Below are 15,532 nucleotides of genomic sequence, written 5' to 3'. Positions count from 1 at the left end.
CTCACCCAAACGTGGCACGGCGGCCGGGGCGGGCGACCCGCGTCTCACTCCGGGCTCTCGCCATGGGCCCGGCCATACCGTGGGGACCGGTTTTCGGAGGGCCGCGCGTGACGTCGGCCGACACCTGTGTCATCTTGTACGCACAAGCTATACGTACAAGTGCGGCACCAGTGCCGCACTGCCGACAAGGAGGCCGGCATTGAGCAGTACGGAGACCTCCCGAGTCCCACTGTTCGCCACGATGCAACGCATTCCCGGCGGGCTCATGCTGATCCCGCTGGTGCTGGGCACGCTCGTCGCGACGCTGGCGCCGGGAGCGCTGGAGATCGGCAGCTTCACCACCGGCCTGTTCAAGGACAGCGCGACCCCGTTCATCGCGCTGCTCATCTTCGCCACCGGTATGCAGGTCACGGCACGAACGAGCGGCCCCGTCCTCGCGCACGCGGGCACCGTGCTGTTGATGAAGAGCCTCATCCCGGCGGGCCTCGTGGTGTTGCTCGGGCTCGTCGTCGGGGTCGACGGCATCCTCGGCATCTCGCTGCTCGGCCTGCTCGCCTGCGTGGACAACAGCAACGGCGGGCTGTGGCTGGCGTTCGCGGGCCAGTACGGCGACGAACGCGACCGAGGTGCCTACATCGCGAGCGCGGTGAACGACGGCCCCTTCCTGACCATGCTCTTCCTCGGGGCCTCCGGCTTCGGCGACATCCCGCTGACCGACCTGATCGCGGCCATCGTCCCGTTCCTACTCGGTGTGATCGTCGGCAACCTCGACGGCGAGTGGCGACGGGTCATGGACCCGGTGCCCAACATCGTCATCCCGTTCTTCGCGTTCTCCCTGGGCACCGGCATCGACCTCGGTGACGTGCTCACCGGCGGCCTGACCGGCATCCTGGTGGGCCTGGTGGTCGCGCCGTTCACCGGTTTCCTCGTCTACCTCGGCTACCGCTTCATCCTGCGGCGCGGCAAGCAGTCGGGCCTCGGATTCGCCGCGGGCACGACGGCGGGTAACGCGATCGCCACCCCGGCCATCGTGGCGGCGGCCGACCCGTCGTTCGCACCGTACGTCGGCACGGCGACCGCACAGGTGGCGTCGTCGGTCCTGGTGACCGCGATCCTCGCTCCCCTGCTGGCCTCGTTCGTCCTCAAACGGGCCGGTGCGCTGAGCGCACCCCCCGCCACCTCGCGGGAGCAGCTGTCATGACACCACGGGTAGCGGTGATCGCCGACGACCTCACGGGGGCGGGGGACACCGCACTGCAGTTCACCGAGGCCGGCTGGACGGCCGAGCTGATGCTGGACCTCGGGGCGAGCTCCGCGGAAGTCGTGGCCGTCACCACCGACTCGCGAGCCCTTCCTCCCACCGAGGCGGCGGACCGCGTCCGAGCGGTCACGGCGGACCTCGTGCGCTCCGGGGTCCCCCGGATCTACAAGAAGATCGACTCCACCGTGCGCGGACCGCTGCGCGCGGAGATCGACGCGGTGCTCGACGCGCTCGGCGACGAGGTGACCGCCGTGGTGTGCCCGGCGTTTCCCGCCGTCGGCCGGACGCTGGTGGACGGCACGCTGCTCGTGGCCGGCACCCCCGTGGCGGAGACGCCGGTGGGACGCGACCCCGTGACCCCCGTGACGTGCAGCCACGTGCCGACGCTGCTCGACGCGCCCCTGCTGTCGCTCGACCCGGACGGCACTCCCGCTGAGTGGGCTCGCCGGGCCCGCTCCGCGGGGCGCGTCGTGGTGGTCGACGCCGCCGACGAGGCCGATCTCGACCGCGTCGCCGCGTTGACGGCCGCACTCGGCGACCGCGCCGTGGCCGTGGGCTCGGCCGGCCTGGCCGCTCCCCTGGCACGGCATTGGCGCTCCCCGGCGGCGGGCACCGCCCTGGTGGTCGTCACCACACTGCACGCCGCGACGGGTGAACAGGTGGAGCGGTTGAGCGCCTCCGGCGTGCCCGTGCTGGCACCGACCCGGCACCAGTTGCTCGACGACGCCGCCTGGGCCGACTTCACCGACACCGCCGTCGCCGAGGCGACTCGGCGCCCGCCGGTGTTGCTGCTGCGGGCTCCGGACCGCGGGGACGGCTCCCTGCCACCGGACGTGGTGTCCTCCCGGCTCGCCGCCCTCGCCGCGGACCTCGTCCGCGAAGGCGACGTCGCGGGGCTCGTGGCCACCGGTGGCGACGGCGCGCGGGCCGTCCTCGCCGCGCTGGGGGCCGGCGGCATCCGCGTGACCGGCCAGGTGGCTCCGGGCGTGCCGCTCGGCGCCGTGGTCGGCGGCCCGAACGCCGGCCTGCCCGTGGCCACGAAGGCGGGTGGGTTCGGCGAACCCGACGTGTTGATCAAGGCCGCGGAGGCGGTCAGGAAGACCCGAAATGACAAGGAGTAACCGGTGAACGACCAGCAGGTGCCCACGCTCGCCCTCACCCTGGGCGATGTCGCCGGGATCGGACCGGAGATCACCATCCGGACCCTGCTCGACCACGACGAGCTGCGCACCCTCTGCAAGCCCGTGGTGATCGGGGACGCCGCCGCGCTCCGCAAGGCGGCGACGTTGCTCGGCAAGGATCCCGAGGCGGTGCGGGTCGTCGACTCTCCGGCCGACGCCACGGGAGACCCGGCGCTCGTCGAGGTGATCCAGGACGGGCCGTCGCTGGACGACGTGCCCTACGGGGAGCTGAACCCGCGCGCGGGCGACGCCGCCGCCCGGTTCGTGATGACCGCCTGCGCGCTCGCCCGCGACGGGAAGGTCGACGGCATCGTCACCGCGCCGCTCAACAAGGCGGCCATGCACGCGGGTGGCCACAACTGGCCCGGTCACACCGAACTGCTGGCTCACGAGTTCGGCGTGAAGAACTTCAGCCTCGTGCTGTCGGCCGGGGAACTGTTCTTCTTCCACCTCACCACCCACGTCTCGCTCCGCGACGCGATCGAGGGGATCACCCCGGAGCGCACCGACAGCGTGTTGCGACTCGTCGGCTCGTTCGCACGGGCGCTCGGCCGCCCCGACGAGCCCATCGGGCTGGCCGGTCTGAACCCGCACGCGGGTGAGAACCGGCTGTTCGGCGACGAGGACGCCGACGTGCTCGCGCCCGCCGTGGAGCGGGCGAAGGCCGCGGGCATCAACGCCGTGGGTCCCCTGCCCGCCGACGCGCTGATCCCGGCCGCGGTGAAGGGCAAGTGGAAGTTCGTGGTCGTGTGCTACCACGACCAGGGTCACGCGCCGTTCAAGGCGGTCTACGGCGACGACGGCGTCAACATCACCGTCGGGCTGCCCGTCGTGCGGGTGTCGGTGGACCACGGCACCGCGTTCGACATCGCGGGCAAGGGCGTCGCCAGGGAGGCGAGTCTGGTGCTGGCCACCCGCAGGGCCGCCGAGCTGGCCCCCGCCTGGCACGAGGTGTGGGAGACCGCCCGCGCCGGCGAGGTCTCGTAGACTCCCCGCCATGCTCGACCGCAAGGACGGCCGACCGCTGCACCGGCAGGTCGCGGAGTCGTTACGTCGGGAGATCCTGGGCCACGACCTGCCTCCCGGCTCGACCCTGCCCAGCGAGGCGGAACTGTGCTCGCGTTTCGGAGTGGGACGCAGCGTCGTCCGGCAGGCCGTCGCGGGACTCGCCGCCGACGGCCTGGTGATCCGGCGCCAGGGCAGGCCGACAGTGGTGGCCGCGCCCACCGAGTACCGCCGGTTGGTGCAGCGGGCGACCGGCCTGTTCGAACAGTTCGCGCGGCGTGGCCACGACATCAGGACCACCGTGCTGGAACTGGTGGAGGCCACGCCGCCCGAACCCGCGAGGGCCTCGCTCGGGACGAAGGCGTGCCTGAGGCTGGAACGCGTGCGGCTGCTCGACGACGAGCCGCTCTCCTACGTCCGGACGTGGTTGCCCGCCGCCCGGGTGCCGGACCTGCGCGCCGAGGACCTCGTCGACGCCTCGCTGCACCGACTGCTCTCCCACCGGTACGGCTTGCGCCCGGTGAGCGGGCAGCGGCAGGTGCGCGCCGTCGCGGCGGACGAACGACTCGCCTCCGCGCTGGCCATCGATCCGGGGACGCCGTTGCTGCTGCTCGAAGGAGAGACGGCCGACCAGCACGGGCGGCCCCTCGAATGGTTCTCCGCGTGGCATCGCTCCGATCGCGTCGTGTTCGACATCGACGTCTCGGAGACGGCCGAGACGCTGACCCTCGACACCCTGCCGAAGGCCGAAGGCACCGAATCGGGCGGGAAACCGCGGCCCGCCGAGCGGGATCTGGCCCGCGCTCGGGAACTCGTCGAGGAATTGCGCACGCTTCTCGGCTGACCGCGCGCTCGAATCGAGCCGTTCGTCGCGCGAAAGGCACCGCTCGACCCGTCGAACGGCCGTTGATCGTCGGCCACTTGTGACAGTGATCACCAGCCTGTTGGCATGGAAGACCCGGCATACCAGTGCGAAGCGGTCGGACAGAAAGGATGTCTTCCATGTCACGAACGCGATCACGCATCGCGGTTGGGTTGGCAAGCGCTTTCACCTCACTGGCGCTGATCGCACCGCTCCCCGTCCGGGCCGAGCCCGCCGTCCCCCACGCCGACTGGGTCGGAAGCTGGCACGCTGCCATGACGGAACCCGCCGGGAGTGGCCCCTCCGCCGAGGGATTCACCGACACCACCCTGCGCCAGGTCGCGCACCTTTCCGTGGGCGGCGACTCCGTGCGGGTCCGCCTCAGCAACGCCTACGGCGAAACCCCGCTCACCGTCGGCTCGGTCACCGTGGCTCCGAGATCGGACGACGCCGCGGGAACCCCGGACGTCGACGCCGACGCCCTCACTCCCGTGACCTTCGGGGGCGAGACGTCGGTGACCATTCCGGCGGGCGCGGACTGGATCTCCGATCCCGTGGACCTCACCGTGCGGGACGACTCCGATCTGGTCGTCAGCATGTACCTGCCCGGCCCCACCGGACCGGCGACGTTCCACTCCCAGGGATACGCGACGTCGTTCACCGCGCCGGGGGATGCCACCACCGACCCGGGGCGGGCGTTTTCGAAGCTCGACGCCTCACGCTACTTCCTCACCGGCGTCGACGTCACCACGCGCGCGAAGGGCTCCGTGGTGTTCTTCGGCGACTCCATCACCGACGGCGATGTGTCCACTGTAGATGCGAATCTGCGTTATCCCGACCAGGTCGCCGACCGACTGCTGGAGCGTCCCGACCCGCTCCGGTGCGGCGTGCTCAACAGCGGGATCAGCGGCAACCGGCTGCTGACGGACGCCGGGTCGTGGGGCGACTCGGCACTGTCCCGGTTCGACCGTGACGTCCTGAGTCGACCCGGCGTGCGCTCGGTGGTGCTGTTGGAGGGCATCAACGACATCGGTTCCAGCCAGGGTGCGGTGGAGCCGGAGCAGCTCATCGGCATCTACCGGCAGTTCATCGCCAGGGCCCACGACGCGGGCATCAAGGTGATCGGGGCGACGCTGACCCCGTTCGAGGGCGCCGACTACTACACCGAGGCCGGGGAGGCCGACCGGCAGGCGGTCAACGAGTGGATCAGGACGTCGGGTGAGTTCGACGCCGTCGTGGACTTCGACGCCGCCGTGCGCGACCCCGAGCACCCGACGCGTTTCCTGCCCGCCTACGACGTCGGCGACCACCTGCACCCGAACGACGCCGGGTTCGGCGCGATGGCCGCTGCCATCGACCTCCGCACCATCTGCTGAAAACCAAGTTCTACTGAAAGGGACCACCCGAGCGGGAAACCGAATTCGATTCGGACACACCCGCGAGGTGGTCCCTCATTTCCGTGTCGGCCTGGTGGACTAGCACCATGAAACGCTTCCTCGGGCACGAAGGTGGTCTCCACGCCGTAGCCGTCTCCCCGGACGGGACACGGATCATCACGGCGGGCGAGGACCGGGTGGTGCGCGAGTGGGACCTGCGCACGGGTGGGCAGCGGCGTGAACTGGTCGGCCACGCCCGGCCCGTGAGGGCGTTGACCGTTCACCGCGACACGATGGTGAGCTGCGACGAGTCCGGGGAGATCCGGACGTGGTCGTACGCCTCCGGTCTTCCCCTCGGTCGCGACATGGTGCGGTCGCAATGGGCCTTGACCACCACGGCCTGCGCCGCGGGACGTGCGGCCACGGGCGCCGTCGTGGCGGGCCTCGCCAACGGCGACGTGGTGGTGCACGACATGGCCGACGGCCTGACCCGGACGGTGTACTCCGCCGGAGTGTGGATCGACGCGGTCGCCACCACGCCGGGAGCCACCCGAGTCGCGATCGGCGTCGAGCACCGGGGAGCCCGCGTGGTGGACGTGGCCGCCGGAGACGTGTGGCAGCTCGGCACCGGCACCGTGACGGCCGTGGCGATACGCGAGGTGGGGCACGGCGACCTCCTCACGGGCGGAGCCGACGGCAGCGTGATCCTGTGGACCACCACGCAGGGCGCCGAGCTCGTCCGGTTCACCGGGGGCCCCTCACCCGTCTCGGCGGTGGCCTTCGGCCCCGACAACTCCCATGTCTTCGCCGCCGTCGACGACACACTGCTGGTGTGGGAGAGCACCCGACCCACCGAACCGACGGTCCTCACCGGGCACATCGGCGCCGTGCGCGCCCTCGCCGTCGCGCCCGACGGCGAGCACGTCGTGAGCATCGGCGAGGACGGCACCATCCGGGTGTGGAACTACCTCGACGGCGAGCAGGTCTCGGGCACCGGATTCACCGATCCCCCAGTCACCCCGCGCGCGACCCCCACGAGCGACGAGCCCAGCTCGCGTGACCTGTTGGGGTTCCGGCAGGACGTCCAGACGCTCGCCACCGTGATCGCCGACCGGACCACCGAACCGCCGCTGTGCGTGGCGCTGCTCGGCCCGTGGGGCTCGGGCAAGTCGAGCTTCCTGCGGCAACTGCACGACCAGGTCGACACGTTGTCCGCGTTGTCCCGCAACAACCCCGGACGCAGCGTGTTCGCCGCCACCGTGCGGCAGGTGCGGTTCAACGCCTGGCACTACCACGACGACGAGTTGTGGGTCGGCATGGTGGAACGGCTGTTCGCCGAGCTCGCCGACGACACCGACAACGCACGTTCCCGCAAGGAACTCCGGAGCCGATTGCAGAGCCTGGAGACGGTGCGCGACAACGCCGACCGCTCCCGGCTCACCCGCACGCTGCGACTGCTGACCTCCGGTGTGGACCCGGAGACCCGACGTCGTCGCCGGCGAGCCACGGTGGTGTCCATTGTGGTTGGTCTCTTGGGAGTCGCGGCGGCGCTCGTGGGTTGGCTCTTCCTGCGGGATCTGTTGATCACCGCCGTGGGAACGGTCGTCGCCGTCGTCACCGGCGTGACGTCGGTGCTCAGCGCGATCGACACAGTCCGCACCTCCCTGGCGCCTCTGGCGTCCGGGATACGTGACATGCTGCGTGCCCGTCGGGAGGAGCTGGACACCGAGATCCGCGCCGTCAGCAAACGGTTGCATCAACTCGACGCGGTGGAGCGGATGCGCAAGCTGATCGACGACGTCCGCCGCGACCGGTACGAGCAGTACCGTGGCCTGCTCAGCCGCGTCCACGAGGACCTGCGCGCGCTCGATCGGGACATCCGAGACGCGTGGACCGAATGGCAGCTCGCCGGGGCGCAGGGTCCCCCGCCGTTGGAACGCATCGTGCTCTACATCGACGACCTCGACCGTTGCTCTCCCCGTAAGGTCGTCGACGTCCTGGCGGCCGTGCACCTGCTGCTCGCCATGCCGCTGTTCGTGGTGGTCGTGGCGGTGGACCCCCGGTGGCTGCGTCGCTGTCTCGACGAGGTCGGCCTGTCGTCGGAGTACCTGGACAAGGTCTTCCAGATCGTCTACACGCTGCGGCCGCTGGGCGGGAACACGGCGGCGCTGGTGGACTCGATGCTGCCGGTGCGGGAGGACCCGGCGGAGCGGATTCCGACGACCGAGCCCACGACGGCCGAGCCGGTCCGGCCCGCGACCACCGTGGCGGACGCGCGCCCGTCCGAGCGCCGGGCCGCCCCGCCCCGGTCCATGAGCCGGAAATTGCGCGCCGAACAGCTCCGCTTCCGACCGGAGGAACGCGAATACCTCCACCGAATCGCGCCCCGGCTCTCCACCCCGCGGGCGGTGAAGAAACTGGTGAATCTGTACCGCCTCGTCCGGGTCGGGGTGCGGGACGACCAATTTTCTTCCTTTCCCTACCGCACCGTGCTCACCCTGCTGGGAATACTGGTCGCCGACCCGGTGGCGGCACGGAAGGTATTCATCGCGATTCAAACCACGGACGACCTCTTTTCCGCCATTCCACTTGAATGGCACGACGACATGGACGATGATCTTCAAACATATCGCCACTGGGTCGGAACGATCGCGCGCTTCGGTTTTGAGACCCACGACCTGGTGACACCGTGACCGGCCGGGAAGGCCGGAGAGGGTTGGGGGAGGTTGTCGTGGACGCGCATCGCACCGTGCCGTTGACCGTCGGTTCCCTCGTGGGAGCCGTTCTGGTCACGGGCACGCTTCTGCTGCCCTCCGCACCGGGGGTGGACTTCTCCCACTGCGTCGAGATCACGGTCGTCTCGTCCACCGAGAAGGACCACCTCATCACCGAGCTGGCCGAGCAGTACAACGACGCGCACAGGGTGGCCGACCAGTGGTGCGGCGAGATCGAGGTGAACGCCGTGAGTTCCGGCGCCGCCTCCGAGCAGCTCCAGCACGGCTGGGACGAGCAGGCCACGGGGTCCCGGAGGCCCGACATCTGGTTGCCGAGCACCTCCTTGTGGGCGGGCCTGCTCGAATACCGCACGGGTCGGGACCTGGTCTCCGGCGAGGACGACTCCATCACCACGAGCCCGCTCGTGATCGCCATGCCCGAGAAGATGGCGAGAGCGCTCGGCTGGCCGGAGAAGTCCCTGGGTTGGTCCGATCTGCGAGAGCTGGCCGCCACCAGGGACTGGAGCCGGTACGGGCATCCCGAGTGGGGGCATTTCGCGATGGGCAAGGACAACCCCCGGCTGTCCAGCTCGGGCCTCGCCGCCACCATCGCCACGTACTACGCGGCGACCCGTGACATCGGCGGCTTCACCGAGCAGAACCTGTCCGCCAACGCCGACGTGCTGAAGTTCGTGCGCGACATCGAGTCGTCGGTGACGCACTACTCCGACGACTCGGTGGCGTTCCTGGAAAAGCTCTCCATCAGCTACCCCGAGCCCGTCATCAGCGCCATGGCGATCCAGGAACAGATGGTCTACCTCTACAACACGGGCGGGCTGGCGGGTGATGCCCCGAGCTCAAGCGGGGACGGACCCGTCGACCCGCTGGTAGCCATCCATCCCGACGACGGCACCGTCCTGGTGGATCACCCCTTCCTGGTCCTGCGAGACGTCGACGAGGCGAAACGCGCCGTCGCCAACGACTTCCGCGACTTCCTGCTGTCCGAGGAGGCACAGCGGAAGTTCTCGGAGGAGGGATTCCGTGACCACGAAGGCGGGATCGACGACGAAGTCGCCCGCGTCGTGAACTCCGAGGGCCGGAACAGCCCCGAGCCCCGACCGATCGACCCGCCCTCCGCCGCACAGGTCGAGCACATGCTCCGCGCGTGGGAAGACGCGCGTCGTCGGGGCAGCGTCCTTCTCCTGTTGGATGTGTCGAAATCGATGACGGAGCTCGCCGATCCCGGTGCCACGGAGCCGCAGTCGAAGTTGGAACTGCTCGAACCCGCGGTGCTGCGTGGTCTGGAACTGCTCGACGACGATGACGAGGTGGCTTTGTGGACGTTCTCCGAAGACCCCAACGTCCACGAGGTCATGCCGATGAGTCCGGTGAAGCAGGTACGCGAGGAACTCACCCAGCGGGTGTCCGACGCTCTCCGGGTGCGGGGCGACCGAACCGCCCTCTACAAGGCCACGTACCGGGCGCACGAGGCGATGCGCGCGAACCTCGACGTCGAACGCATCAACGCCATCGTGCTGTTGACCGACGGCCACGACACGACACACGACATGTCGCTGGACGAGCTGTTGCAAGCCATCGACCCGGAATATCTGGACTCGTCGGTCCGCATCTTCACCATCTCCTACGGAAAGGACGCCGACCGCGACACCCTCTCCGAGATCGCCGCGACTTCCCAAGCACGGCACTACGATGCCCGTGACCCCCACGAGATCGACCAGGTGTTCCTCAGTGCGTTCAGCAACTTCTGACCCTTTCCGGCTCTTCCTCCCAGTTCTTTTCGGGGCCGTGGGCGGGGTGATCACCGCCTTCAAACAGGGCTGGTGGGGGTTGCTCGCCGCGGTGGCCATCGCCGCCGCGGTCCACGGTTCGATGTGGTTGGCGACCGTCCTCCTCTCCGGACAGGAGCGCACCCCGAAGCAGAACGAGCACGACTACTTCGTCCAGTGCTTGCGTGCCATGCAGACGTTGCCGCCGCACGAGACCGACATCAGGGGCGAGTTGAACGACCTCCTGCTCGCCGTCGAGCGAGCGCGGGTCGCGAAAGACCCCGAGCTGGTGACCGAAGGCATGGACACCCTGCGCAAGACCGCCGAGCAGCTCGCCAACATCGGCGCCACGGCATCGCCCGACCAGGTCGAGTACCGGCTCCGTCTGATCAAGAAGAGCCTGCGCAACATCCTCGACGACAGCGGGGAGGAGACGTCCCGCAACCCCACGTGAGCACGGCCCGGTCACCGCACGACACCCGACCGGGTATCTCCTGTCGGATTCTGTTGCAAAACAGATAGCTTTCCCACAGCAAGCCTCCGCTTCGGCGTGAGTACCGGGAAGCTTTCCCCCGGATGACCTGCGAAGGACGGCGTACCCCACACCCGAGTCGGCAAGGGGGCCCGCTCGATACACTTGCGAAATTGTGCGATCCTGTGCTGAAAGACGCCGATGACGGCGTACCACGGCCAGAGCGCCACCGACACGAGGAGGACGGGCCCCATGTTGGCGAGCCAACGTCGGTCGCGAATTCTTGAGGAGATCCGCCGCTCCGGCGCGGTCCGGGTGAGCGCGCTGGTCGAGCGGCTCGGAGTCTCCGACATGACGGTGCGCCGCGACCTGGAGGTGCTGGCGCAGCAGGGACAGCTCCAGAAGGTCCACGGCGGGGCCATCCTGCCCGGCGGACGCAGCACGGAGGAGCCCGGCTTCGCCGCCAAGTCGGTCCGGGAGAACGCCGAGAAGCTCGCCATCGCCACCGAGGCCGTCCGGCTGGTCGAACCCGGCATGGCCGTGGGCGTGTCCGCGGGCACCACCACGTGGACGTTCGCCCGGCTGCTGTGCGACCTGCCCGACATCACGGTGGTCACCAACTCCGTGCAGGTCGCCGACGTGTTCTCCCGACGCCCGCGCACCGACCAGACCGTGGTGCTCACCGGGGGCATCCGCACCCCGTCGGAGGCACTGGTCGGCCCGTTCGCCGTAGCCGCGATCCGGTCGGTGAACTTGGACATCATGTTCATGGGCGTGCACGGCATGGACGTCCACAGCGGCTACACCACGCCCAACCTCATGGAGGCCGAGGCGGACCGCGCGTTCGTGGAAGTCTCCCGCCGGTTCGTGGTGCTGGCCGACCACACGAAGTACGGGGTGCTGGGCATCAGCACCATCGCCGACATCGACGCCGCCGACGTCCTGATCACCGACTCCGGCCTCGCGGAGGAACACCAGCAGGCGCTGCGTGAGCGCGTCGGGGACCTCATCGTGGCGGACGTCGCGGCGGAGAACGACTCGAACGAAAGCAGTGAAAGTGAGGCCGGCGCATGACCCCCGAGCCGACAGCCGAGATCTCCTCGGTGTCCACGGCGTTCACCGAAGCTTTCGGCAGGCGGCCCAACGGGGTGTGGGCCGCACCGGGACGGGTCAACGTCATCGGTGAGCACACCGACTACAACGACGGCTTCGTACTGCCGATGGCCCTACCGCACGGGGTGCGGGCCGCGGCCGGCCGGTCCCGGCACGCGCGGGTCCGCGTGCTGTCGCTGCAGGAACCCGGTGCTCCGGTGACGGTGGAGCTCGACGCCCGGCCCGGTGACGTCACCGGCTGGGCCGCCTACGTCGCCGGTGTGGTGTGGAGTCTGCGCACGGCGGGATACGACGTGGGTGGCGTGGACCTCGCCGTGGACGGTGACGTCCCGGCCGGAGCGGGGTTGTCGTCGTCGGCCGCCCTGGAGTGCTCCGTGGCGTGCGCGTTGAACGAGCTGTTCGGGCTGGGCATCGAGCCCGTCGACCTGGCGCGGTTGGCGCAGCGCGCCGAGAACGACTTCGTCGGCATGCCCTGCGGGGTGATGGACCAGATGGCGTCCGTCAACTGCCGGGAAGGGCACGTGTTGTTCCTGGACACGCGGTCGATGGTCACCGAGCAGGTGCCGTTCGACCCGGCGAGTCGCGGCCGGACCCTGCTCGTGATCGACACCCATGCCCCGCACCGGCTGGTCGACGGCGAGTACGCCAAGCGTCGCGCGGCCTGCGAGGCCGCCGCCGCGACGCTCGGGGTGGCCGCGTTGCGCGACGTCGCCCTCGACGAGCTGGACACCGCGTTGGCGCGGCTCGACGACGCGACGCAACGTCGGCGCGTGCGGCACGTGGTCAGCGAGAACGCCCGCGTGGAGGACGTGGTGCGCACGTTGCGCACCGGGGAGCTCGACGAAATCGGTCCGCTGCTCACGGCGTCGCACGCCTCGTTGCGCGACGACTACGAGGTCACCGTCGGCGAGCTGGACACGGCGGTGGAGGCCGCCCTCTCCGCGGGAGCGCTGGGCGCGCGCATGACCGGTGGCGGGTTCGGCGGCTGCGTCATCGCCCTGGTGCCGCGCGACCGCGCCGACACGGTGGTCGAGGCGGTCCGCGCGGCGTTCTCCGACGCGGGTTACGCCGAGCCGAGCGCGTTCACGGCCGTCCCCGCTCCGGGAGCGCGGCGGCTCTTCTGAACCTCTCGGGTGCGGGCCGGCCGCGAACCGCCCCGCACCCGAGGAAGGTCAGTTCCTCATCGAGGCCAGCTCGGCGATCTCCTCGGGCGAGAGGGCACGGTCGAAGATCCTGACCTCGTCGACGTCGCCGCGGAGGTGGTCGACCTTTTGGCCGCCGTACTGAGCGCGGCCGATCACGGTGTTGCCGTCCCCGCCCTCGGACAGGCACGCGCTCTTGGTGTCCACGTGCTCTCCGTCCACGTACAGCGAGAGGGTTCCGGCTCGCGCGTCGCGCACGCCCGTCAGGTGGTACCAGCGGCCGGGTTCCGGTTTCTCCGGCGAGAGCGCGCGCAGTCCGGCGTAGCTCATCGCCCACCGCTGGTCCTGTCCGGAGTACTGGAGGAAGAAGGCGCTGTGGTTGCCGGTGTCCTGGCTGACGGCGGTCTGGAAGCCGTCGCCCACCTCGTCGAGACGCACCCAGGCCGACACCGAGTAGCTGCCCTGCGTGTCGACCAGGGCCGCGCCGGTGTCCGCCTCACCCGCTCCGTGGAACGAGACCGCTCCCCCTCGTACGCCGTCCACCCACTCGGCGCCGGTGAGGGTGGCGTCGGCGTCGCCGACCGCGTCCGCGGCGACCGTGCCGGAGCCTTCGTCGAAGGGGTAGGCGTGCACCCCGTCGAGTCCGGGGGTTCCCGGCTCGGGAGCGGGTCCGCCGCCACCGGAGCCGTCGGCGTTCTCGATGATCTCCTCGTTGATCCGGCGTACGGCCTCGAAGTCCATCTTCTCCACCTGCCGGTCGTAGGTGAAAAAGCCGTTGACCTCGTGCTCGACGTCGGTGAGCTGGGTGTAGATCGCCCCGCTGATGCCGCACGACTGCGCGGCGCGCAGCACGGCCCGCTGGTTGTCGACGTAGGCGGCGGTCAGGCTCTCGGAGTCGGGCAACATCTGGTAGGCGTGGCCCTCGCCGAACCACATGTGTCCGTCGACCTCCAGGCCGAAGCCGCCGTGTTCGCCGTCGATGGCCACGCGGTGCCCGTCGGGGGTCGGGGTGGCCGGTCCGACGTAGGAGTGCCAGTCGATGACGTGTCCCTTGCCGGAGTCCCCGAGTGAGTCGCAGCAGTTGACCCCGCTGTGCGCGTTGACGAGCCGCGTCGGGTCCCGTTCGGCGATCTCCTCGGCGATGCGGCCGGTGTCCTCGCGCGCCCACTCGCCCCAGCCCTCGTTGAACGGTACCCAGCCGACGATCGAGGTCCAGTTCTTCTTCTCTTCCACGAGTTCGTGGAGTTCGGCCTCGAACTGCTCCGTCGCCTCGGCGGGTGGCCTGCCGCCCGTGCGCATCGACGGCATGTCCTGCCAGACGAGCAGTCCGAGTCGGTCGGCGTGGTAGTACCAGCGGTCGGGCTCGGTCTTGATGTGCTTGCGCACGGTGTTGAAGCCCAGGCGCTTGTGCTGTTCGAGGTCCCAGCGCAGGGCCTCGTCGGTGGGCGCGGTATAGATGCCGTCGGGCCAGTAACCCTGGTCGAGAGTGGACATCAGGAAGAGGATCTCGCCGTTGAGGGTGATCCGCAGCTTGCCGTCCTCGCCTTCGGTCGTGCCGATCTCGCGCATGCCGAAGTAGGAGGACACGCGGTCCACCGGGCGGCCCCGATCGCGCAGTACGACGTCGAGGTCGTAGAGGAACGGTGAGTCCGGCGACCACAGTTTGGCGTCGGGCACGCGCACCGTCAGCGGTTCGTCCGCGGCACCCCGCGTCCGGCTGACGACCCGACGTCCGTCGCGTACCACGGCCTCCACCGTCAGGTGGTCGGAGGCTCCCGCGGTGTTCACCGTGAGGTTCACTGTGGACGAATCGACGTCCGACACGGTGTCGAGCGTGGTGACATAACCGGCGGCGGACACCGGCTCCAGCCACACGGTCTGCCAGATGCCCGAGGCGCTTTCGTAGAAGATGCCGCGGTCGGGAACCCGGCGTTGCTTGCCCACCGGCTGCCACGTGGCGTCGGTGCGGTCGGTGACGGCCACGACGAGCTCCTGTTCACCGCGCGGTTTCAACGCGTCGGTGACGTCGGCGGAGAAAGCGTCGTAGCCGCCGGTGTGCGAGGCGACCTCCTGCCCGTTGACGTACACCGTGGCCTCGTAGTCGACGGCCCCGAAGTGCAGCAGGAGCCTGTTGCGCTCACCGATCCGCCACTTCTCGGGTACCTCGAACGTGCGGCGGTACCACATGTGGTCGGAGTGCCGTTGGATACCCGACAACGCCGATTCCGTCGGGTACGGCACGAGAATGCGTTCCGGCAGCGTTTCGCCGAACGGCGGGTCCTCCCCCTCGGTGGCGGACGCGAACTCCCAGACGCCGTTGAGGTTGCGCCACTCGGAACGGGTGAGTTGCGGTCGGGGGTACTCCGGGAGCGCATTGTCGGGTGACACCTCGTGGGTCCACGGCGTCACCAGCGGCGGCTCGCCCATGATCCAGCCGTCCGCGGGTTCCGCGGCGGCCGTCGGGGTCAGTGTCGCGGCGAGCAGGGCGGACAGGGCGGCGAGCACGGCTCCCGAGCGGAACCGGCGGCCGCGTGGTCGAGTCTGTGGTGCGGGTGGCAGCATCGAACACCCTCCTGGCAGGGGACCGCGTCGGTTCCTCACCGACGCCGGGCACGCCGG

11 protein-coding genes are annotated in these 15,532 nt (G+C 69.9%); 10 read left to right on the top strand and 1 reads right to left on the bottom strand.

What is annotated here, in order from left to right; translation table 11 throughout:
• Positions 1-199: 199 nt before the first annotated feature.
• The 10 genes from SACGLDRAFT_RS07665 to galK all read left to right on the top strand — a co-directional run bounded on the left by SACGLDRAFT_RS07665 (position 200) and on the right by galK (position 12,895).
• Positions 200-1,201, top strand: a complete 1,002-nt coding sequence (locus SACGLDRAFT_RS07665) for a 2-keto-3-deoxygluconate permease (RefSeq protein WP_005463288.1) — start codon at positions 200-202, stop codon at positions 1,199-1,201.
• Positions 1,198-2,382 (top strand): four-carbon acid sugar kinase family protein, encoded by a 1,185-nt coding sequence (locus tag SACGLDRAFT_RS07660; RefSeq protein ID WP_005463286.1) that lies wholly within the window; start codon positions 1,198-1,200, stop codon positions 2,380-2,382. Before SACGLDRAFT_RS07665 ends, SACGLDRAFT_RS07660 begins: the two co-directional genes overlap by 4 nt.
• 3 nt (positions 2,383-2,385) lie before the next feature.
• Positions 2,386-3,429, top strand: a complete 1,044-nt coding sequence (pdxA, locus tag SACGLDRAFT_RS07655; protein ID WP_005463285.1) for a 4-hydroxythreonine-4-phosphate dehydrogenase PdxA — start codon at positions 2,386-2,388, stop codon at positions 3,427-3,429.
• Positions 3,430-3,439: 10 nt separating this feature from the next.
• Positions 3,440-4,291 (top strand): GntR family transcriptional regulator, encoded by an 852-nt coding sequence (locus SACGLDRAFT_RS07650; protein ID WP_005463284.1) that lies wholly within the window; start codon positions 3,440-3,442, stop codon positions 4,289-4,291.
• A gap of 158 nt (positions 4,292-4,449) precedes the next feature.
• Complete coding sequence (locus SACGLDRAFT_RS07645; protein WP_005463283.1) at positions 4,450-5,685, top strand: SGNH/GDSL hydrolase family protein; 1,236 nt, start codon at positions 4,450-4,452, stop codon at positions 5,683-5,685.
• A 107-nt stretch (positions 5,686-5,792) separates the two neighbouring features.
• Positions 5,793-8,378: a P-loop NTPase fold protein gene (locus tag SACGLDRAFT_RS07640; protein ID WP_005463281.1), complete on the top strand. Its 2,586-nt coding sequence runs from the start codon at positions 5,793-5,795 to the stop codon at positions 8,376-8,378.
• 38 nt (positions 8,379-8,416) lie between these two features.
• Positions 8,417-10,168 (top strand): substrate-binding and VWA domain-containing protein, encoded by a 1,752-nt coding sequence (locus tag SACGLDRAFT_RS07635; RefSeq protein ID WP_005463280.1) that lies wholly within the window; start codon positions 8,417-8,419, stop codon positions 10,166-10,168.
• A gap of 37 nt (positions 10,169-10,205) precedes the next feature.
• Positions 10,206-10,640, top strand: a complete 435-nt coding sequence (locus SACGLDRAFT_RS07630; protein ID WP_005463279.1) for a hypothetical protein — start codon at positions 10,206-10,208, stop codon at positions 10,638-10,640.
• Positions 10,641-10,910: 270 nt separating this feature from the next.
• Positions 10,911-11,732 (top strand): DeoR/GlpR family DNA-binding transcription regulator, encoded by an 822-nt coding sequence (locus SACGLDRAFT_RS07625; RefSeq protein WP_005463278.1) that lies wholly within the window; start codon positions 10,911-10,913, stop codon positions 11,730-11,732.
• Positions 11,729-12,895, top strand: a complete 1,167-nt coding sequence (gene galK, locus SACGLDRAFT_RS07620) for a galactokinase (RefSeq protein WP_005463277.1) — start codon at positions 11,729-11,731, stop codon at positions 12,893-12,895. Before SACGLDRAFT_RS07625 ends, galK begins: the two co-directional genes overlap by 4 nt.
• Positions 12,896-12,943: 48 nt before the next feature.
• Here the strand turns inward: galK and SACGLDRAFT_RS07615 are convergent, their stop codons facing one another.
• A complete protein-coding gene (locus SACGLDRAFT_RS07615; protein ID WP_005463276.1) occupies positions 12,944-15,475 on the bottom strand; it encodes a glycoside hydrolase family 2 in 2,532 nt (843 codons plus the stop codon).
• Positions 15,476-15,532: the final 57 nt, after the last annotated feature.

The sequence above is a fragment of the Saccharomonospora glauca K62 genome (assembly GCF_000243395.2).
Classification (GTDB): Bacteria; Actinomycetota; Actinomycetes; order Mycobacteriales; family Pseudonocardiaceae; genus Saccharomonospora; species Saccharomonospora glauca.
This window is presented reverse-complemented; position numbering and strand designations above follow the sequence as displayed.